The sequence below is a fragment of the Prauserella sediminis genome (genome assembly GCF_014195435.1).
Lineage (GTDB): Bacteria > Actinomycetota > Actinomycetes > Mycobacteriales > Pseudonocardiaceae > Prauserella > Prauserella salsuginis.
Map to the genome: position 1 here is coordinate 185,037 of NZ_JACIBS010000001.1, position 20,026 is coordinate 205,062.

Genomic DNA, 20,026 nt, shown 5'->3' on the forward strand with positions numbered 1-20,026 from the left:
CAGACTACTGCTCTCACGGCACCTCGTGCCCGGCGAACGGCCGACCACGCCGCACCGGCCCGTGAGCCCGCGGCGCGCCCGGGCGAACGCCCTCAGCCGACCGGACCGGCCGTCCGACCGATCAGCCGACCTGGTGCAGCCACGTCACCGGCGCCCCGTCCCCGGCGTGCCGGAACGGTTCGAGCGCCTCGTCCCAGCCCGCCCCGAGCAATTCGTCGATCTTGTGCGCGAGCTGCTCGGAGGCGCGGCTCTTGGCGACCAGGCTGCGCAGCTGGTCCTCGGGCACCACGATGTCGCCGTTGGCACTGGTACGCGCGTGCCACAGGCCCAGGCCGGGCACGTGACAGAACCGTTGACCATCGACGCCCGGACTGGGTTCCTCGGTGATCTCGAACCGGACCATCGGCCACGCCTTGAGCGCGCCGGCCAGCTTACCCGCGATCCCCGCCGGACCGCGCCACTCGCATTCCGCGCGCAGCTGGCCGGGTGCCGCAGGCTGCGCAGTCCAGCGCAACTCGGCACGCGTGCTGAGCGTGCCTGAAATCGCCCACTCGACGTGCGGACACACCGCAGACGGCGACGAGTGGACGTACACAACGCCACGTGTGCTCACTGCTGACCTCCGCTGTTCGACGAGGGGCGTCTTCCCCTACGACCTCGCGAACCCGCCGAGCCCAGTGCATGAACACCGCTTCAGTTTTCTCTCGCACATTTTGCACCGCAGGAGCCCATTGCGCCACACGGACCCCACAGTTCACACCTCGACCTGGGCCAGGTGGACCCGTCCCACCCGGCGAGCCGGTAGATTCCCGATGCCAGTTCGCCAGGCGCAGGGAGGCATGAGGGGTGCGACTCGTCCGGTTCTCGACCCGTCCCGCGCAGATCTCGCCGGACATCCGTGCGGCGCTGACCTCCCTCGGACGCGGCGACGACAGGGTCGGCGGAGTCGGCTTGGTCGGTGTGCAACCTCCGGGGACCGACACCCCGGTCGACGCGGTGATCATCACAGGTCATGGCGTCGTGGTCGTCGTCGGCGTCGACCTGCCCGATCCGGCCATCAGACTGGAAGCGCCGTTGCGCGGCGTGTGGAAGGCCGACGACTGGCCACTCACCCGCAGCGACGACGACTCCGGTTCGGACGCGGGGAACCCCTCCGCCGAGGCGCTGGCGGTGTCCGACCGGGTGGCGGAGCGAGTCCGGACGGCAGTCGGCTCCCCCGGCACCGCGGTCGGGACGATCATCGCCGTGGGACCGTTCGTCGAGCACGTCGAACAGCCGGCCGACGAACTCTCCGGCCCGGTCCGCATCGTGTATCCGACCTCGACGAGCCTGCTGGCCTCGATCGTCTCCCTGTCCTTCGCACCGCAGCCGCTCACGGTCGAGCAGGCGCGTGCCGTCGTCGCCGCACTGTCCCCCGACACCGAGTTCGACGACGACACTCTCGCCGGTGAGGGTTTCGCCCCCACGACCTCGGCTGCCACGACACCGCCTGCCACAGCCTCGCCTGCCACAGCCTCGCCTGCCGCAGCGTGGCCTGCCGCAGCCTCGCCTGCCACCGCGTGGCCCGGCGCCGCCGGTGTGGCCGGTGTGGCCGGTGTGGCCGCACCTGCGACGGGCGGACAGGGGGATCACGGGCAGGACGGAAGTGCCGGCACCCTGGCTCCGGCCCCGTCCCCGGCTCCGCGGTCCGGCACCACCCCGACTCCGGATGCGAGACCCGACGCTCCGGGCTCCCCGGGCTCCCCGGCCGACGACTCCGACCCGCTGACCGACGACGCCGACACCGAAGCCCTCGACAACCCGCCGCACCCCGACTCGTCCGGAACCGGCACCGCGGCGTCGACCACCGCGGCGTCGACCACCACGGCATCGACCACCGCTGCTCCGACCACCACGGCCACGCCCCCCGACACCGCACCTTCCGGTGCCTCAGCTTCCGGTGCCTCAGCTTCCGGTAGCCCAGCGCCCGGCACCACGACTGTGGAGGCCACCAGCGGAAGCGCTCCGACCCCACTCGACACAGCTCCCAACGCTCCGGGTCCCAACGCTCCAGGTCCCAACGCTCCGACTTCGAACCCGACGACTTCGAACCCGACGACTCCGAGCAGCGCGACCCCCAGCTCCGCGGCCCCGACCCCCAGCACCACGGCCCCGAGCCCGAGCACCACGGCTCCGACCGCCACGGGCGGCGGCGCGCCGGCCACGGCGTCGACCACCGCCGCCCCGACCGCGGCGAGCGCGCCCGCCACGGTGCCGCCCACACAGCCCGCCACGCCCGGGCGGGCGGCACCGGCTCCGCCCGCCGACGCGCAACAGGCGGCCGGCCGTCAGGCCGCGGCGGCACCGGGGACACAGCCCGGTGCGCGGACCGCCGGCTCCGCCCCTTTCCCGATGGCGGCGCCCCCGACCGGGCACCCGCCCCAGGCGGGCATGCAGGCTCAACCGTCCGGACCGCCCGCAGCCACACAGTCAGCAGCCACACAGTCGGCGGCCACGCAGACCGGAACCACCCGGCCCGGTGCGAACCGGGGGTCGCGGGCCGCGCCCGCCGCGGGTGCTCCCGCCGGAGGGGCGCCGATGCGGGTCGGCGCGGCGCGGCAGCCCTGGTGGCGGCGATTGTCGGCGCGGACGTGGCGGTGGATCACAGCCGGTGCCGTGTTCGTCGTGGCCCTCGTCGTGATCATCACGTTCAGCGTCATGGGCGGCGGGGACGAGGAGCACCAGCCGATCCGCATGCGTGCGGGCGGGTTGGAGTTCACTCAGCGCGCGGCACAGCTCACCGAGGAGTGCGCAGCGCATGCGGTGGGCGACCTGAGCGTGGCACTGGCCGACGGCGGATGCACGGAACTGCGCCGTGGCAGTTTCGACACCACGGTCGGTGGCACCGACGTAGCCGTCTCGGTGGCCGCCCTCACCTTCCCCGACGAGCAGGCGGCGCAGCGATTCCTCCAGGTCGCCGACACCCCGGGCACCGGCACGATCCGTGACCTCGCGACCGCATCCGGCCGGTGGACGCCGCCCGCACCGGACTGGTCGGGCGCCGCCTACGTCAGCGATCTCGAAGGGTCCACGGTGCGGCTCGTGCTGGCGTCACCGCGGGACCGCGCCTCGGACGACTCATCCGAGGTCGCCGAAGCCGCCGAGGCCGCGCTCGGCCTGGTGAAGCTCAACGACTGAACGCGCCGACCCGCGGCCCCGTCACAGGCCGTACTCCTCCAGCAACCGGAGCCAGACCTCGCTGATGGTCGGGAATGCCGGCACGGCGTGCCACAGCCGGTGCAGCGGCACCTCGCCGACAATGGCGATCGTGGCGCCGTGCAACAGCTCGGCGGTGTCGGGGCCGACGAACGTCATGCCGAGAAGCACGTCCCGCCGCGTGTCGACGATCGCGCGCAACCGGCCCGCGTAGTCGTCGGCGTGGAGCGCGGATCCCGCGACCGCGATGTCCAGTTCCACGGCCCGCTGTCCCGCTCCCGCGGGCTCGCGCACGCCGACCGAGGCCACCTCGGGGTCGGTGAACACCACCTGCGGCACCGCGTGGTGGTCGGCGGTCGTGGTGTGGGAGCTCCACGGCGACCGGTACACGGTGTCCCCGCGGGCCGCCGCAGCCACGACGTCGCCGACGATGCGTGCCTGGTACTTGCCCTGGTGCGTCAGCGGAGCACGGCCGGTGACGTCACCGGCGGCGTACAGCCAGCCGCCGTCCACTCCGGACACGAGACCGTTGTCGTCGACCGGCATCGGATCGCCCGGTTCCAGTCCCACGGCGTCGAGTCCGAGCTCCGCCGTCGCAGGCTTGCGGCCCGTGGCGATCAACAGCCGGTCGGCGTCGACGACATCACCCTTGTGCGCGATCCGCACGGCACCCACGTCTGCGCCATCCACTTCGGACACCTGTTCGGCTGTGGTGTCCGGATACAGCCGGACACCGGCGGAACGGAGCCCGTCGGCGACCGCGTCCCCGGCGAACTCAGGGTAGGCGGGCAGCGGTCGCGGTCCGGTCATCAGCAGGTGCACCTCGGCGCCCAGCTGCGCCCACGCCTGCGCCATCTCCGTACCGACCACACCACCACCCAGCACCGCCAGCCGCTTCGGCACGGCCGACGCCGTGGTCGCATCCCGCGACGTCCACACCAACTCGGCGGGCAGTTGCTCGAGTCCCGCAACCGACGGCATCCGCACCACACTGCCGGTGCACACGATCACGGCCTGCCGCGCGTGGAACACGTCACCACCGACGGTCACCTCCCGCTCCCCGGTGATCCGCGCGTGCCCGCGTACCGGCTCGATACCCGCACTGCGGACCCAGTCGACCTGTGCACTGTCGTCCCCGCCGTTGGTGAACGCATCACGGCGGGCGAACACCGCGGCCGGGTCGAGCCCGCCGTCGTGGTCGACCCCCGGCATGCGCCGCACCGCCGCGAGCAGATTTCCCGGTCGCAACAACGCCTTACTCGGGATACACGCCCAGTACGAACACTCCCCGCCGAACCGTTCGTGATCGACGAGGGCAACGGTCAGACCGCCACCCACGGCACGGGCGGCCGCGTTCTCCCCGACCGGACCGGCTCCGATGACCACGACGTCATACGCATGCTGTGCCATACCGTCGAGCGCACACCACCGCGCACTCCCCCGCAACCCGGCAACTACCCTCGCCAGGGAGCGGACAACGCGGGCCGACAGCCCACGGGACGGCGGGAACGCCCGCGCACACACGAAAACGCGGAGGACGTTGGTGGCACGGAACACGGCGGTCGAGGTGCTCGACGACATCAGTGGCGAACCCGCCCACGAGATGGTGCGGTTCGCGCTCGATGGCGTTCACTACGAGATCGACCTGGCCACGGCCAACGCCGAGATTCTGCGCACCACCCTCACCCGCTACGCCGACAGCGGACGCCGCACCGGCGGGCGCAAGAGTCCCCGCCGGATGATCACTTCCCGCTCCTCCGGCACAGCCGCGGCGCCGGGGACGAAGACGGTTTCGAAACGGGCCGCCGCCACGCAACCGGCTACGAAGAAGACCGCCGAGAAGAACACCACCGCGAAGAAGACGACCGAGACCAAGGCCACCGCGAAGAAGACCGCCGCGAGCAAGGCCGCCACGAGCAAGTCCGCAGCCGCGACGACGACCGCCACGGACTCGCCCGGCGCAACCACGGCGACGACACCGAAGACGGCGCGCAAGACCACCACCTCGAAGGCCACCACCTCGAAGGCTTCGGCGGCCAAGACCGCAGCCACGAAGGCCGGCGCGGCGAAATCCGGCGCGGCCAAGACCGGCGCGGCCAAGACCGGCGCGGCGAAATCCGGTTCGACCGCGCGCGGTGCCGCGAAGACCACCACGAGGAAGCGCGCCGCGACGACCACGACCGCCCCGGAAACCACGACCGCGGCGACGACCCCGACCACCGGCGAGGACTCGGCGGGCACCACGACGTCGAGAACCAAGAAGACCGCGACAGCCAAGAAGACGTCGGCCGCCAAGAAAAACTCGGCGGTCAAGAAGACATCGGCGGTCACGACAGGCTCGACCGCCGCGACGACCTCCACCGCCAAGCAGGGCCCGGCCACGACGAAAACCACCACAGCGAAAACCACAGCCACGAAGACCGCAGCCACGAAGACCGCGCCCGAGAAGCCCACCGCTCCTCAGCCGGCCGCGGAACCGCAAGCCACGGCGGGGTCGCAGTCCTCCCCGGAGCCGCAGTCCGCCCCGGAGCATTCCACCGGGAAGGCACGCCCGAAGCCGCCGATCCCGCAGGTCACGTTCTCGGCCGCCCACTGAGCTCCCGGCCACCCACCGGCACTCGACTGTTCACAACGGGCTGTTCACAACGGGCTGTGCGCGGCAGGCTGTTCGCGGCGGGCCGTCAACACCGAGCCGTTCGCGGCGGGCGTTCATACCGGGCCCTTCACCGGTCGCTCACCGTGCCGGCACTCACCGGTTTCGGGCCGCACACATGACCGTACCGGCTCACAACGCCTTCAGCTCTTCGACGATGCCGCCGACGGATTCCTTGGCGTCGCCGAACAGCATGGCCGTCTTCTCGTCGGTGAACAGGGCGTTGTCGATGCCCGCGAACCCGGAACCCATGGAGCGTTTCAGCACGATCACCGACCGGCTCGACGTGACGTTGAGGATCGGCATGCCGTAGATCGGGGAACTCGGATCGGACTGTGCGGCCGGATTGGTCACGTCGTTCGCGCCGATCACGAGCGACACGTCCACCTGCGGGAACGCCGAGTTGCTCTCGTCCATCTCCTTCAGCGCCTCGTACGGCACATCGGCCTCGGCCAGCAGCACGTTCATGTGCCCCGGCATACGCCCGGCGACGGGGTGCACGGCGTAGGCCACGTCGATGCCCTTGGCCTCCAGCAGGTCGGCCATCTCACGGACGGCGTGCTGCGCCTGGGCGACCGCCAGCCCGTAGCCGGGCACGACCATGACGCGACCGGCGTAGGCGAGCTGGATCGCGGCGTCGGCCGTACTGGTGCTGCGCACGGGGCGACCCCCGGCGCCGCTCACGGTCGCCGCACCACCCGGAGCGGCCCCGCCGAACCCGCCGGCGAGGATCGCCGGGATGGAGCGGTTCATGGCCTGCGCCATGAGGTTCGTGAGGATCGACCCGGACGCGCCGACGATCATGCCGGCGACGATCAGTGCCGTGTTGTCCAGCGCGAGGCCCATCGCCGCGGCCGACAGCCCGGTGAACGCGTTGAGCAGCGAGATCACCACCGGCATGTCGGCACCGCCGATCGGCAGCACCACCATGACACCGATCAGGCCCGCGGCGACCAGCACGCCGATGATCAACCATTCGGACCGCCCGCCCGAGGCGATGATCACGGCGAACGCGACGGAGGCCGCCAGCAGGACGATGTTCAGCGGCTGCTGCAACCGTCCCAGCGTCACCGGCCTGCCGGGAAGGATCTCCTGCAATTTGCCGAACGCGACACCGGAGCCCCAGAACGACACCGAGCCGACGATCGCCGCGAACAGCGACGCGATCGCCACGTACAGCGGTTCGTCCTCGTAGCCGGTGGTCACGCGGAACTCCACCCACGCGATCAGCGCCACCGCGCCGCCGCCGACACCGTTGAACAGGGCCACCATCTGCGGCATCGCGGTCATCTTCACCCGTCGGGCCGCGGGCACGCCGATCACCGCCCCGATACCGAGTCCGAGCGCGATGAGCAGCCAGTTGCCCATGCCGGGCAGCAGCAGTGTCGCGACGACCGCGATCGCCATGCCGGCCGCCGCGATCCAGTTGCCCCGGACCGCGGTGCGCGGCCCCGTCATCCCCATGAGGCCGTAGATGAACAGGACGAACGCGACGATGTAGAGCACGGAGACGAGCGTGGTCACTGCTCGCCCCCCTCACGCCCGCCGGCACCGCGTCCGCCGGACCGTTGCCCGCCGGGCCGTTGCTTGAACATGCCGAGCATGCGGTCGGTGACGAGGAATCCGCCCACCACGTTGATCATCCCGAAGGCGATGGCCACGACCAGCAGGATCTTGTTCAGTACCCCGTCGACGCCGTGGCCGAGCACGATGAGCCCGCCGAGCAGCACGATGCCGTGGATGGCGTTCGTCCCCGACATCAGTGGGGTGTGCAGTGTGTTGGGCACCTTGGAGATCACGGTGTAGCCCACGAATCCGGCGAGCACCAGGATCGCGATGCTTTCGATCGGCACCTACGCCACCTCCTCCGGCCTGCCGGCGACACAGGCGCCGGCGACGATCTCGTCGGCCGGATCGATCGCGAACCGGCCCTCGGAGTCCACGAGCAGTTCGATCAGTTCGACGAGGTTGCGTGCGTACAACTCACTGGCGTGCAACGGCATCCCGGCGGGCAGGTTGAGCGGCGAGCTGATCGTCACGCCGCCGACGTCGACGTCCTCGCCGGGCTGGGTCAGCTCGCAGTTGCCGCCGGTCGCCCCTGCCAGGTCGACGACGACGCTGCCGGGCCGCATCCCCCGCACGGCGTCGGCGGTGACGAGGGTCGGCGCCGTGCGGCCGGGCACGAGCGCCGTGGTGATCACGACGTCGAAGCCGCTGATGGCCTCGGTGAGCCTGCGCTGCTGCTCGGCGCGTTCGTCGTCGGTGAGTTCGCGGGCGTAGCCGCCGTCGCCGATCGCCTCGATGCCCAGGTCCAGCCACTGCGCACCCACCGACCGCACCTGTTCGGCGACCTCGGGACGCACGTCGTAGCCGGTCGCCTGTGCGCCGAGCCGTTTCGCCGTCGCGAGTGCCTGCAGCCCGGCGACGCCCGCGCCGAGCACGAGCACCGTCGCTGGCGGCACCGTGCCTGCGGCTGTCGTGAGCATGGGGAAGAACCGGGGCGCGAGCTGGGCCGCGAGCAGCGCGGCTCGATACCCGGAGACGTTCGCCTGCGACGACAGCGCGTCCATCGCCTGTGCCCGTGAGATCCGCGGGATCGACTCGACGGCCAGCGCGACGATCCCGGCGCTGTCGAGGGCCTGGACCCGTTCGGGGGCGCCGAGCGGGTCGAGGAATCCGATGAGGACGGTGCCGGCCGTGAGCCGCGCGATGTCCTCCTCGGACGGTGGCGTCACGGTGAGCACGATGTCGCTGCGACGGGGATCGGCCGCGTCACCGCCGGAGGCCCCGGCCCCGAGCTCCGCACCGGCGGCGGTGTACAGCTCGTCGGGCAGCCCCGCCCTGCTGCCCGCCCCCGGTTCGATCACGACCCGCAGCCCCCGGCCTGCCAGGCGCTCGGCAAGTTTCGGCACCAGTGCGACCCGTCGTTCCCCCGGCGCCGTCTCGGCCACGACACCGACCGTCAGCGGTCCTGCCACCTTGCACGTCCTCCTCGTCGAGGAACCTGTCGATCACCATCATGGACCATGATGTAACGGAGATCACCTCTTGTGTGCCGTGGAGGCGTGGCGTAGAAGCGCAAGCTGGCAGGTGATCGTCTCCGCGGATCTCGCCCGCGCTGCGTACGGTGGGGGCATGCACTCCACCGAGATCGAGATCCGCACCGGAGGCAGTGCGGTGGTGGCCGACCTGACACGCGAGGTGGAACGCTTCCTCGCGGATGTGCCGGGCGGGGCCGAGGACGGCCTGCTGCACGTGTGGGTACCGCACGCGACCGCCGGACTGGCAGTCCTCGAAACCGGCGCGGGCAGCGACGACGACCTGCTCGCCGCCCTCGACGAGCTGCTGCCCCGCGACGACCGGTGGCGGCACCGCCACGGCAGTCACGGCCACGGCCGTGACCACGTGCTGCCCGCGTTCCTACCGCCGTACGCGACCGTGCCGGTGCTCGGCGGGGCTCTCGCCCTGGGCACGTGGCAGTCGGTCTGTCTCGTCGACACCAACATCGACAACGCCGTCCGCCGCGTCCGGTTCAGCTTCCTCGCCGGCTGAACCCCGCTCCGTGTTCCGCCGCGGCCACAACAGCGCGCCTACGCCGACCACGAGCATCGCGCCGAGCACCCAGACCGCGACGATGACCTGGTCCGTACCCGGTGATTCGGCGAGCAGACTGCGCAGCCCCTCGGCGGGGAATCGCAGCGGCGTCCAGGACCACAACAGCACTCGGTAGGCCGGTTCGAGCGTCTCCGGCACCTGCGAGGCGACCGAGGGTGCCAGCAGGTAGAGCGGCCCGAGCACGGCCATCGCAGGCAACCCGAGCCACCGCAACAGCGCGCCCTGCACCGCGACGAAGGCGGTCGCGGTCAGGGCGAGGAAGCCCAGCACCGGCCAGCCGAGGTCCCACGACGAGTTCCACAGCGCCAGGAATCCGGCGAGGACGCCGGTCAGGAGCGCTCCGGTGAGTGCCAGGTGCGCGCACCGTGCACCGGTTCCCGGACGCAACCGGCCGCGGCGCACCTGCACCGCCAGCAGCGCCGAGCCGGCCAGTCCGCCGACCCACGCGAGCGCGCTGATGCCGAGCGGTGCCGTCCGTCCGGCCGGGCCAGTGTCGTGGATGGTCTCCGTGCGCACCGGCGGCGACACCGCCGTCTCGCCGAGGGCACCGGCGATCCGCTGCCCCGCTGTGGCGACGGCCTGCCCGGCGATCTGCGTTCCCGCCGGGTTGACGGTGCCGGACGTCACCGCGGTGATCGTGAGCCCGTCGCGGCCGACCCCGAGTTCAAGCACGCCGTAGACGTCCTGGTCGACGAGCAGCGCGCGGCCGTCGGCGGGATCGACGACCCGCCACTCCAGCGCTTCCCCACCGGTCGCGGCGACGCGTTCGGCGGCCGCGTGAAGGGGTGGCGGAGCGTCCCCCGGCACGGCCACGGCCACCGGGAGCCGATGCGGCTGCGCGCTCACCTGCGCGCCGAAAGTGAGGAATCCCAGCACGATCGCGACCAGCGCGCCCGCCACCGCCGTGCCCACGACGAGCGTGCGCGCCCGCGTCCCGGTCTCCGACATGGCGATCTCCCTTACCCGAAAAATTCGTCGACTGTTGAATTCAAGGTACACACGCCCCCGGGGAAGATGTCAACGCTTGTTGAAAAGCGGTCCGATACCGTGTGCCGCGTGACCCTCAGCCAGCCCGATCACCTCGTGCTCTGGGACATCGACCTCACGCTCGTCGACCTGTCCGGCAGCGGCGGCGACTGGTACCGGAAAGCGCTCGCGACGGTCGCGGGCATCACCCTCGAACGGATGCCGCCGTTTCCCGGCCGGACCGAGCTCGCGATCACAACCGAGCTGCTCACCGCGCACGGGGTCGAACCGACACCCGACCTGGTCAACCGGCTGTGGCAGGAACTCACCGCACTCGCCACCGATCCGGCCGACGACCTGCGCGCCCGCGGAACGGTCCTGCCCGGCGTCACCGACGTGCTGACCCGGCTGACCGGAACCGACGGCGTGGTGCAGTCGCTGGTGACCGGCAACCTGCCCGCGATCGCCCGCCACAAGCTGAGCGCGTTCGGCCTGCACCCGCACCTGGACTTCGAGATCGGCGGCTACGGCTCGCTGTCGGCCCACCGCCCCGAACTCGTCGCGAAGGCCGTCGAACTCGCCGCCGCCAAACACGGCCGCGCCCCGAAGCAGGTCGTCGTCATCGGCGACACCCCCAACGACGTCGCAGCCGCGCTCGCGTGCGACGCCGTCGCCGTGGCCGTCGCGACGGGCAGGCACGACATGGACGCACTGCGCGTGTCCGGAGCCCACGCCGTCCTGCCCGACCTCGGGGACACGGACGCCGCACTGGCGGCCATCCTGGGATAGACGGTGCGCACGCACCCCGCCTGCGGCGCCCGGAGTGCGGTCAGCCGGTCGGCGTGACCGTCACCGTGCTGCGGTCGGACTCCGGAACCCCGCGGAAACTGTCGAGGATCCGCCGGACGTCCTCCTCGGACACGAGCTGCGCGTCGGCGTAGACGACGAGCGCCACCACGGTGCCGTCGCCCTCGGCGGCCTCGACGGCCCTGGTGCCCACGACGGCACGCTCCGGCACGCAGCCTCCGGGCTCGGCGGGCGTCACCTCGGCGATCAGCGACCGCGTCCGCCCACTCTCCCCGCCGGTGAACCGGCCCGCGTCCTCGGCAGCCACGCGCACCTGGGGCTTCGCACCGCCGTCGGCGGCGTAGGCCCGCGCCGACACCTCCTCGACGAGCGGCCGGGCCGCAGCGTCGACCGGCCGGTCGTAGCTGGTGACACCGGCGCCGCCGGCATGCGTCGCGTCGTCGCACTCCTTGCCCGCGAACGCCGACGTCGACAGCGAGAACCGGTCGTCATAGCCGCCGCCGGGCTCCCAGCCGTGCACGACCCCCTGTTCGGGCTGCCATTCCGGCGGGACGTCGTAGGCGTAGGCGCCGTCGCCACCGGCCACCGACTGCCACCCGTCGACCGCGGGCGGCACGCTGACCCGCGTGACCGGCGGCGGGGTGTACTCGGAGGTCGACTCGACCGGGTCCGGGTCGGCGCTCGTGTCGTCGTCGCCGTCGAACACACCGAGCAACTGCGGCAGGCCGTAGACGAGCGCCACCACGAGCACGAACGCCCAGCCGCCGCCGCGGCGCTTGGTGCTCGACGTCTTCACCCGGGGCGGCGGCACCTGACCGCCAGAGCCCTGCGGCGGGGCCTGCTGGCCCGGCTCACCCGGTGCCGACTGCGGCTGGGTCGCCGGACCGTGGGGTGCGGTGTTCTGGGGCGTGGTGCCCGGCGCTGCCGGATTCCAGGTCGCCGGATTCTGCGTTGCCGGGTCCTGGGTTGCCGAGTTTTGCGTCCCCTGCCCGTCCGTCGCCGGGTACGGCGTGGCCGGGCGGTGCACCGCCGGATGGTGGGCGGTGGGATCGGGCGTGGGTGACGACTGCGGCCGGTACGCGTCACCCGGGTCGGCGGGCTCGTAACCGCCGACGCCCTTCAGCGCGGCCTTGTCCTCGTAGCCGTAACGCGCCGACGTCTCGTCACGCTTCCTGCGACCGAAGATCACCGGTGTCCCTCCCCCAGTTCACCGGCGGGTCAGCCGTGCACGAGGCCCGTAAGGTGGTCGACGACGGCGTCGGCGTCCACCTCGGTGCGCTCGCCGGTGGCGCGGTCCTTCACCTCGACCACGCCCTTCGCGAGGCCCTTGCCCACGACGACGATCGTCGGCACGCCGATGAGTTCCGCGTCGGCGAACTTCACGCCCGGCGAGACGGTGCGGTCGTCGAAGAGCACCGACACGCCGCGCTGCGACAACTCGGCCGCGATGCGCTCGCCGCCCTCGAACACGCTGTCGTCCTTGCCCGCGACGACGAGGTGCACGTCCGCGGGCGACACCGCACGCGGCCACACCAGGCCGAGCTCGTCGTGGTGCTGCTCGGCGATCGCCGCGACCAGCCGCGAGACGCCGACGCCGTACGAACCCATCGTGATGCGCACGGGCTTCGAGTCGGGGCCGAGCGCGTCGAGTTCAAACGCGTCGGCGTACTTGCGGCCGAGCTGGAAGATGTGGCCGATCTCGATGCCGCGCGCCGCGACGAGCGTGCCGTTGCCGTCGGGCGAGGCGTCGCCTTCGCGCACCTCGGCGGCTTCGACGGTGCCGTCCGGGGTGAAGTCGCGACCGCACACGAGGTCGACGACGTGGTGGTCGGCCTTGTCCGCACCCGTGACCCACGCGGTTCCCGTGACGATGCGCGGGTCGACGAGGTAGCGGACGCCGTTCGCCTGCAGTGCTCCCGGCCCGATGTAGCCCTTGACCAGGAACGGATTCGCCGTGAAGTCGGCCTCCTCGACCAACGCGACCTCGGCGGGCTCCAGCGCGGCCTCGAGGCGCTTCATGTCGACCTCGCGGTCACCGGGCACGCCGATGCCGAGGAGGGTCCACTCCTTCGTACCGGGCATGCGCGTCTTGACCAGCACGTTCTTGAGCGTGTCCGCGGCGGTGAACTCGCGGCCGAGGCCTGCGCCGTTGAGGAAGTCGACGAGTGTCTCGATCGTCGGTGTGTCGGGCGTGTGGTGCACCTGAGCCTCGGGCAGCCCCTCGAGCGAGCGCGCGGGCGGCGCGGGCGTCACGACGGCCTCGACGTTGGCCGCGTAGCCGGAGTCGGTGCTGCGGACGTAGGTGTCCTCACCGGACTCGGCGGTCGCCAGGAACTCCTCCGACGCCGAACCGCCCATGGCACCCGACGTGGCCGCGACGATCACGTAATCGAGCCCGAGCCGGTCGAAGATCTTGACGTAGGCGGCGCGGTGTTTCTGGTACGACGCCTCGAGCCCCTCGTCGTCGAGGTCGAACGAGTACGAGTCCTTCATGACGAACTCGCGCCCGCGCAGCACGCCCGCGCGGGGCCGCGCCTCGTCCCGGTATTTCGTCTGCACCTGGTACAGCATCACCGGGTAGTCCTTGTACGAGCTGTACTCGCCCTTCACGGTGAGCGTGAACAGCTCCTCGTGCGTCGGCCCGAGCAGGTAGTCGGCGCCTTTGCGGTCCTTGATGCGGAACAGCGTGTCGCCGTACTCGCTCCACCGGCCGGTCACCTCGTAGGGCTCCTTCGGCAGCAGCGCGGGGAACTGGATCTCCTGCGCGCCGATGGCGTCCATCTCCTCACGCACGACCCGCTCGATGTTGCGCAGTACGCGCAGGCCGAGCGGCAGCCAGGAATAGCCGCCCGGAGCGGCACGGCGGACGTAGCCTGCGCGCACCAGCAACCGGTGGCTGGGCACCTCGGCGTCCGCCGGGTCCTCACGCAGCGTGCGCAGGAACAACGACGACATCCTGGTGATCACGGTGTGCTCCTAGGGAGACGGAAAGCGGTGATGGACGAAGGGTAGTCGGCGCGCCGCGGGCCGGGACAACCGGTTATCGGAGCGCTGCCGGGGCGGCACTACCCTCGGACGGCGTGCTCGTTCTGTTGCCCCCTTCCGAGACCAAGGCCGCAGGCGGTGACGGCGCCCCGCTCGACCTGGACGCGCTGTCGCTGCCCGAACTGAACCCGGTGCGGCGCAAGCTGGCCGACGCACTCGTCGAACTGGCCGCCGACGTGCCCGCGAGCCTGGCCGCACTCGGGCTCTCCGAGCGGCAGGCGGGTGAGGTGGAGCGGAACGCGGCGCTGTGGACGTCGCCGACGATGCCTGCACTGCGGCGCTACACCGGCGTGCTCTACGACGCGCTGGACGCCGGTTCCTTCACCGGTGCCGAAGCCGGCCGGGCCGACGACCGGCTCGCCGTGGCGTCGGCACTGTTCGGTGTCGTCCGCGCGGGCGACCCGATCCCGGCCTACCGACTCTCCGGCGGCAGCTCATTGCCCGGGTTCGCGGCTCTGCGGTCGGTGTGGCGCCCGGCGCTGGAGCCGATGCTGCAGTCCGACGAGCTGATCGTGGACCTGCGCTCGGGTGCGTACGCGGCGCTGGCACGGATCCCCGGCGCCGTCACGGTGCGCGTGGTCACCGAGGACGCGTCCGGCAAGCGCAAGACCGTCAGTCACCACAACAAGGCCTACAAGGGCCGGCTCGCCGCCGCACTGGCGACGAGCCGCACCGAACCGTCCACTGTGGACAAGGTCGTGGCCGTCGCGGAGAAGGCCGGGATGACCATGGAGCGCGCGGGCGAGACCGACCTCGTCCTCGTCACCGACCACTGATCGCCCACCCCCGCCGGGCACTCACGCGGCGCCGTCGAACCGCTCGGGGCGGAACAACTCCGGGATGTCCGGCCGCTCCCCGAGTGCGGCGGCCGCGGCCAGGCGCGCCGCGTTCGGCCCGATCGTCAGCCCGCCCGCGCCGAAACCGGTCAGCACGGTCACCTCGGGGTGCGCCTCGAGCGCACCGATGACGGGCCTGCCGTCGGGCGTGACGGGACGGAAGCCCACGCGCGTTTCCAGCAGCGTCGCGTCGGCGAGACCGGGCGCGACGGCCAGCGCCTCCGAGAGCACCTCGCGCTGCCCCTCGGCCGTCACGCGGTGGTCGAAACCCGAACCGGTCTCGCGTGTCGCGCCCGCGACGACCCGCGAGTCGGGGAACGCGAGCATGTAGTGACCGGATCCGACCGGCGAGACCACGGGCCAGGACGCGGTGCCGGGCTCGTCGCCGGGACCCCCGACCCCGAAGTGGCTGATCTGGCCGCGCTGCGGTTCCACCGGGAGCGTCACACCCAGGGACGCGGCCAGCGACGCGGTCCACGCGCCCGCGGCCAGCACCACGCCGTCGGCCTCGACCACGTCACCGGCCACCCGCACCCCGACGACGCGGCCGGAGCGGACCTCGAGTTCGGCCGTACCGCTGCGCAGCCGCGCTCCCCGGGCAGCGGCCGCGGCGAGGAAAGTCTCGCGGAGCGTCCGGCCGTCGATCCGTCCTCCGCCCGCGATGTGCACCGCGCCGAGGTCGGGAGCCAACAGCGGCATGCGCTCGGCGACACCGGCCGGGTCGAGCAAGCTCACCTCGCCCATCTCGGGCCAGCGCCGCGCCCGCTCGAGCGCCCGTCCGTGGAATTCACGCAGCCACGTCTCGTCCGGCGACACGACGAGCCCGCCGACGATCGCGAACGACGTCTCCCCCGCGCCCTCGGCCGCCAGGTCGTCGACCAGCGTCCGGTAGTACGCGGCGCCCTCCGCGTGGAAGGCGAGCTCCTCGCTCTCGAGGGTCCGGGAGTTCCACGGCGAGACGATCCCGGCGCCGGCGGCCGTTGCCCGTCCCGCGTGGTCGGCATCCACCACCACGACGTCGGCACCCCGTCGCGCCAGCTGCCATGCGGTGCCCGCGCCTGCGATGCCCGATCCGATGATCACGATGCGCATGCGGCCACTATGCCGTGCCGCGGCCGGAACAGGATCGTCGGTGCTGTCCGTCACCACGACCTCGGCTGACGGGGCGGCCCCGGTTGGGGTAGAGTGCCTGGAGCGCCGTGAGCCGAAGGGCTCCTTCACACGGCGATCCGATTTCCCATCCATTTGGCGCGCCACATCGGCCGGAGACGGCACCAGATTCCGGCGCGCCGGGTTCGTCCTTGTGAACGCCCACCGCACCACCGACGTGCGACTCTCCCGGGCCTCCCTGCGACGTGCCACGTCCGAGAGGCCTGTGTGAGCACAAACCTGTCCACGTCCGCATCCACGTCCACCGCGTCCGTCCCGTTCGCCGACCTGCCGCTGCCGCGCCCGCTGGTGCGCGCGCTGGAGGCCGACGGCATGACCGACGCATTCGCCATCCAGGCGGCTTCGCTGCCCGACGCCCTCGCCGGCCACGACGTCCTCGGCAGGGCGCAGACCGGCTCCGGCAAGACCCTCGCCTTCGGCCTCGCGCTGCTGGCCCGCCTCGAAGGCGGCAAGGCCCGCCCGAAGAAGCCCCGCGCGCTGGTGCTCGTGCCCACGCGCGAACTGGCCATGCAGGTCGCCGAGGTCCTGATCCCGCTGGCCAAGACGCTGGGCCTGTGGTGCCGCACCGCGGTCGGCGGCATGGCCTTCAACCGGCAGGCCGACGCGCTGTCCCGCGGCGTCGACCTGCTCATCGCCACCCCGGGCCGGCTCTCGGACCACGTCCGCCAGGGCACGTGCGCCCTCGACGAGATCGGCTACGTCGCGCTCGACGAGGCCGACCAGATGGCCGATATGGGCTTCCTGCCCCAGGTGCGCGAGATCCTCGACCTCACGCCGGCCGACGGCCAGCGGCTGCTGTTCTCCGCCACCCTCGACGGTGACGTGTCCAAACTCGTCCAGCGCTACCTGCACGACCCCGTGACGCACTCGGTCGCGCCCGTGACGGCGTCGGTGACGAACATGGACCACTACCTGCTGCAGCTCGCGCAGTCGGACAAGATGCCCGTGATCACCGAGATCGGCGCCCGTGAAGGCCGCACGATCATGTTCGTGCGGACCAAGCACCACGTCGACCGCCTCACCACGAAGCTGCGCTCCCAGGGTGTGCCCGCGGGCGCGCTGCACGGCGGCAAGACCCAGGGGCAGCGCAACCGCGTGCTCGCCGATTTCAAGGACGGCCGCACCACGGTGCTGGTCGCGACGGACGTCGCCGCGCGCGGCATCCACGTCGACGACGTCAGCCTCGTGCTGCACGTCGACCCGCCCGCGGACCACAAGGACTACCTGCACCGCGCAGGGCGGACCGCCCGGGCGGGCGCATCGGGCACGGTGGTCACGCTGATCACGCGGGACCAGCGCAGGCAGACGCTGCGGCTCACCGACAAGGCGGGCGTCAAGCCGAAGTCGCTGCTCGTCACGCCGGGCGACGGCGAGCTGACGCGCATCACCGGTGCGCGCAGGCCCAGCGGTGTCGCGCTGGTCGACAAGCAGCCGCAGCAGGAGCAGCGCCGTTCGGGCGGTGGGCGGCCCGGCGGCGGTCGCCCCGGCGGCAGGAACGGTGGCCGTCCCGGCGACCGTGGCGGCCAGGGTCGCGGTGGCGGCCAGGGTCGCGGCGGCCAGGGCGGTCCGCGGCGTGGCGGCGGCCGCAGGCCCCGCAGGCCGATCGACGCCTGACCCGATCCCGGTTGCCGCGAAGGGCACCTTGGGGCATCGAACACAGCCACGCGTCAGCGTGCCCGTAAGGGGTGGTGGCCGGGCTGCCGAGAACGCCCCGCCGGTGCCCTTCGCTGCGTTCTCGGCAGCGCCAGAACGCCGCGACCAGGGTGTCCTTGGAGGGCGCTACATCGGGAACAGTTCGAATTCGCACGCAGGCACGCCGCCGAAACGGACACCCGCTTCGGCGGCGGCCTCGCGCAGGAAGCTCGGGTCGGCCATCGAGGCGTCACCGAGCCCGTCGAGGTAGGCGCGATGCTCGCGCAGCGAGTCCACCGCCAGGTCCAACGTGTCGGTGATGTCGACGGCGTGCGTGGCCTGCGGTGATGCGACGGCTGCGACCCAGCGCACCCCGTCCCACGGTTCGAGGCCGTCGTCGATGAGTTCGCGGAAGACCCAGCGGTTCGCCGCGTCCCGCACGGCGTCCAATGTCGCGAGCCCGACGTTGCGGTGATCGGCCATGTTCAGCCACGGCCCGCCCGGCCACGTGTCGCGGTGGTTCGTCATGATCACCAGCTCCGGCCGGTGCCTGCGGATCGCCGCGGCGATGTCCCTGCGCAGCGGCAGGCCGTATTCGATGACGCCGTCGGCGTGGTCGAGGAACTCCACCGTGTCGACACCCACCACCCGTGCCGCGGCGATCTGCTCGCGCTCGCGCACGACCGCCGACTCCTCGGGCGCCATGCCGTCGATTCCCGCCTCGCCACGCGTGGCGAGGGTGTAGACCACCGACTTGCCCTCCCGGGTCCACCGTGCGACCGCGCCGGCGCCGCCGTACTCGAGATCGTCCGGATGAGCCACGACGGCCAGTGCCCGATTCCAATCACCGGGCATGATCTCCAGTTCCGCGCTGTCGGCCACCCCTCGCTCCCCTCTGGTCGTCGGTCTGGTGCGACACTGCCACCCGTGAACGCACCCGGTCCAGCTCTTCCGCCCGACGAGGTTTTCGACTGGCTCGACGCCGAAGCAGCCAGCCGGAGCGATTCCGGTCTCACGCGCAGGCCACGGCAGCGCGGCGCCACGCCCACCCCCGGCGAGATCGATCTCTCCGGGGACGACTACCTGGGGCTGGCGCGGGACAAGCGCGTCGCAGGCGCCACGGCCGCAGCCGCACTCAAGTGGGGCGCGGGCGCCGCCGGAACGCCGCTGCTCGGCGGCGCGCTCGAGCTGCACGCCGAACTCGCGCACGAGCTCGCCCGGTTCGTCGGAGCGCAGGCCGCGGCCGTGTTCCCCTCGGCCTACACCGCGAACCTGGCGGCCGTCACCGCGCTGTCGGGCGCGGAATCGGCGATCGTCAGCGACAAATGCGTCCAGCCCGCGCTGGTCGACGGCTGCCGCCTCGCTCGCGGCGACATCGCGGCGGTCGCCCACCTCGACCCGGACGCGGTCGCCCACGCCCTGTCGACACGGCGCAAACCGCGGGCGCTCGCGGTGACCGAATCGGTGTTCGCCGTCGACGGGGACGCGGCCGACCTCGGCGCGCTCGTCGAGACGTGCCGCAACCACGGTGCGGCGCTGCTGGTCGACGATGCTCACGGGTTCGGCGTGCTGGGTGAGGGCGGCCGGGGTGCCGTGTACGACGCCGGTCTGTCCTCGGCACCCGACGTGGTGACGACCCTGTCGCTCGGTGGCGCCCTCGGCGTGCAGGGCGGGGCGGTCCTCGGGCCGCGCCGGGCGATCCGGCAGGTCATCGACGTCGCCCGCGCCTACGGCTACGACGCGGCACCTGCACCGGGCAACGCCGCTGCCGCGCTGGCCGCACTCGCCGCGCTGCGGGAGGAACCGGAGCTGCCGGGCACCGCCGTCGACGGCGCCATGTCGCTCGCGCAGGGCCTGCGCGCGGCGGGACTGCGGACGAGCCTGCCCGCCGCGGCCATCGTGTCGCTGCCCGCGCCCAGCGCGCCCGCCGCCGCCTCGTGGGCCGACGCGTGCGCCGAGCACGGCGTGCACGTGGGACGCGTGTGCCCGCCGGTCGCCCCCGACGGGGTGACTCGACTCCGACTGACCGCCCGCGCCGGCCTTTCGGAGTCCGACGTGGACACCGCGGTCAAGGTCATCGCCGAAACCGCTCCGCGTTCCTGAGGGC

16 protein-coding genes and 2 pseudogenes are annotated in these 20,026 nt (G+C 72.3%); 7 read left to right on the plus strand and 11 right to left on the minus strand.

Going from position 1 to position 20,026, the window contains the following annotated elements; translation table 11 throughout:
- Window positions 1-121: 121 nt before the first annotated feature.
- On the minus strand, window positions 122-613 hold the full coding sequence (locus tag FB384_RS00820) for a DUF3145 domain-containing protein (protein WP_183778220.1): 492 nt from the start codon (window positions 611-613) through the stop codon (window positions 122-124).
- Between the two features lie 233 nt (window positions 614-846).
- On the opposite strand from FB384_RS00820, the gene FB384_RS00825 reads away from it, so the two are divergent.
- Window positions 847-3,177: a hypothetical protein gene (locus FB384_RS00825; protein WP_183778222.1), complete on the plus strand. Its 2,331-nt coding sequence runs from the start codon at window positions 847-849 to the stop codon at window positions 3,175-3,177.
- 21 nt (window positions 3,178-3,198) lie between these two features.
- On the opposite strand, the gene FB384_RS00830 is transcribed toward FB384_RS00825, so the two are convergent.
- The gene (locus FB384_RS00830; RefSeq protein ID WP_183778224.1) at window positions 3,199-4,605 is read right to left on the minus strand and encodes a dihydrolipoyl dehydrogenase family protein; all 1,407 of its coding nucleotides are present in this window, start codon (window positions 4,603-4,605) and stop codon (window positions 3,199-3,201) included.
- Between the two features lie 193 nt (window positions 4,606-4,798).
- On the opposite strand from FB384_RS00830, the pseudogene FB384_RS27605 reads away from it, so the two are divergent.
- A pseudogene (locus tag FB384_RS27605) lies at window positions 4,799-4,852 on the plus strand (hypothetical protein); the annotation flags it as partial.
- 32 nt (window positions 4,853-4,884) lie between these two features.
- On the opposite strand, the gene FB384_RS27610 reads toward FB384_RS27605, so the two are convergent.
- The 4 genes from FB384_RS27610 to FB384_RS00855 form a co-directional block, all read right to left on the minus strand.
- A complete protein-coding gene (locus FB384_RS27610) occupies window positions 4,885-5,649 on the minus strand; it encodes a hypothetical protein (RefSeq protein WP_183785745.1) in 765 nt (254 codons plus the stop codon).
- 331 nt (window positions 5,650-5,980) lie between these two features.
- Window positions 5,981-7,372 carry an NAD(P)(+) transhydrogenase (Re/Si-specific) subunit beta gene (locus tag FB384_RS00845; protein ID WP_183778226.1) on the minus strand — a complete coding sequence of 464 codons (1,392 nt, stop codon included), beginning with the start codon at window positions 7,370-7,372 and terminating at the stop codon, window positions 5,981-5,983.
- Window positions 7,369-7,701, minus strand: coding sequence for an NAD(P) transhydrogenase subunit alpha (locus FB384_RS00850; RefSeq protein WP_183778228.1), 333 nt, complete (start codon window positions 7,699-7,701; stop codon window positions 7,369-7,371). The genes FB384_RS00845 and FB384_RS00850 overlap by 4 nt, the downstream gene beginning before the upstream one ends.
- Window positions 7,702-8,826 (minus strand): NAD(P) transhydrogenase subunit alpha, encoded by a 1,125-nt coding sequence (locus tag FB384_RS00855; protein WP_183778231.1) that lies wholly within the window; start codon window positions 8,824-8,826, stop codon window positions 7,702-7,704.
- Window positions 8,827-8,983: 157 nt separating this feature from the next.
- Between FB384_RS00855 and FB384_RS00860 the strand changes: the two genes are divergently transcribed.
- A complete protein-coding gene (locus tag FB384_RS00860; RefSeq protein ID WP_183778233.1) occupies window positions 8,984-9,400 on the plus strand; it encodes a YjbQ family protein in 417 nt (138 codons plus the stop codon).
- On the opposite strand, the pseudogene FB384_RS00865 reads toward FB384_RS00860, so the two are convergent.
- Window positions 9,344-10,411, minus strand: a pseudogene (locus tag FB384_RS00865) (ABC transporter permease); the annotation flags it as partial. The gene FB384_RS00860 and the pseudogene FB384_RS00865 overlap by 57 nt on opposite strands.
- A 108-nt stretch (window positions 10,412-10,519) precedes the next feature.
- Here FB384_RS00865 and FB384_RS00870 point away from each other — a divergent pair.
- Window positions 10,520-11,218, plus strand: coding sequence for an HAD family hydrolase (locus FB384_RS00870; protein WP_258937446.1), 699 nt, complete (start codon window positions 10,520-10,522; stop codon window positions 11,216-11,218).
- Between the two features lie 40 nt (window positions 11,219-11,258).
- On the opposite strand, the gene FB384_RS00875 is transcribed toward FB384_RS00870, so the two are convergent.
- Window positions 11,259-12,425: a hypothetical protein gene (locus tag FB384_RS00875; protein WP_183778236.1), complete on the minus strand. Its 1,167-nt coding sequence runs from the start codon at window positions 12,423-12,425 to the stop codon at window positions 11,259-11,261.
- A gap of 29 nt (window positions 12,426-12,454) precedes the next feature.
- A complete protein-coding gene (locus tag FB384_RS00880) occupies window positions 12,455-14,203 on the minus strand; it encodes a proline--tRNA ligase (RefSeq protein WP_183778237.1) in 1,749 nt (582 codons plus the stop codon).
- Window positions 14,204-14,316: 113 nt separating this feature from the next.
- Between FB384_RS00880 and yaaA the strand changes: the two genes are divergently transcribed.
- Window positions 14,317-15,057, plus strand: coding sequence for a peroxide stress protein YaaA (yaaA, locus tag FB384_RS00885; protein WP_183778238.1), 741 nt, complete (start codon window positions 14,317-14,319; stop codon window positions 15,055-15,057).
- 21 nt (window positions 15,058-15,078) lie between these two features.
- Here yaaA and FB384_RS00890 read toward each other — a convergent pair whose 3' ends face one another.
- Entirely contained in the window at window positions 15,079-16,209 is a 1,131-nt protein-coding gene (locus FB384_RS00890) for an NAD(P)/FAD-dependent oxidoreductase (protein WP_183778239.1), read from the minus strand.
- A gap of 285 nt (window positions 16,210-16,494) precedes the next feature.
- Here FB384_RS00890 and FB384_RS00895 point away from each other — a divergent pair, with 285 nt between their 5' ends.
- Entirely contained in the window at window positions 16,495-17,901 is a 1,407-nt protein-coding gene (locus FB384_RS00895; protein ID WP_258937443.1) for a DEAD/DEAH box helicase, read from the plus strand.
- Window positions 17,902-18,066: 165 nt separating this feature from the next.
- Here the strand turns inward: FB384_RS00895 and FB384_RS00900 are convergent, their stop codons facing one another.
- Complete coding sequence (locus FB384_RS00900; RefSeq protein ID WP_183784758.1) at window positions 18,067-18,774, minus strand: PIG-L deacetylase family protein; 708 nt, start codon at window positions 18,772-18,774, stop codon at window positions 18,067-18,069.
- Window positions 18,775-18,846: 72 nt separating this feature from the next.
- Between FB384_RS00900 and FB384_RS00905 the strand changes: the two genes are divergently transcribed.
- Window positions 18,847-20,022, plus strand: a complete 1,176-nt coding sequence (locus FB384_RS00905) for an aminotransferase class I/II-fold pyridoxal phosphate-dependent enzyme (protein WP_258937441.1) — start codon at window positions 18,847-18,849, stop codon at window positions 20,020-20,022.
- Window positions 20,023-20,026: the final 4 nt, after the last annotated feature.

What these genes read in the sequence shown, in the direction of transcription:
- FB384_RS00830 (WP_183778224.1), bottom strand. Translation starts at nt 4,605, where the DNA reads ATGGCACAGCATGCGTATGACGTCGTGGTCATCGGAGCCGGTCCGGTC.
- FB384_RS00860 (WP_183778233.1), top strand. Translation starts at nt 8,984, where the DNA reads ATGCACTCCACCGAGATCGAGATCCGCACCGGAGGCAGTGCGGTGGTG.
- FB384_RS00890 (WP_183778239.1), bottom strand. Translation starts at nt 16,209, where the DNA reads ATGCGCATCGTGATCATCGGATCGGGCATCGCAGGCGCGGGCACCGCA.
- FB384_RS00900 (WP_183784758.1), bottom strand. Translation starts at nt 18,774, where the DNA reads ATGCCCGGTGATTGGAATCGGGCACTGGCCGTCGTGGCTCATCCGGAC.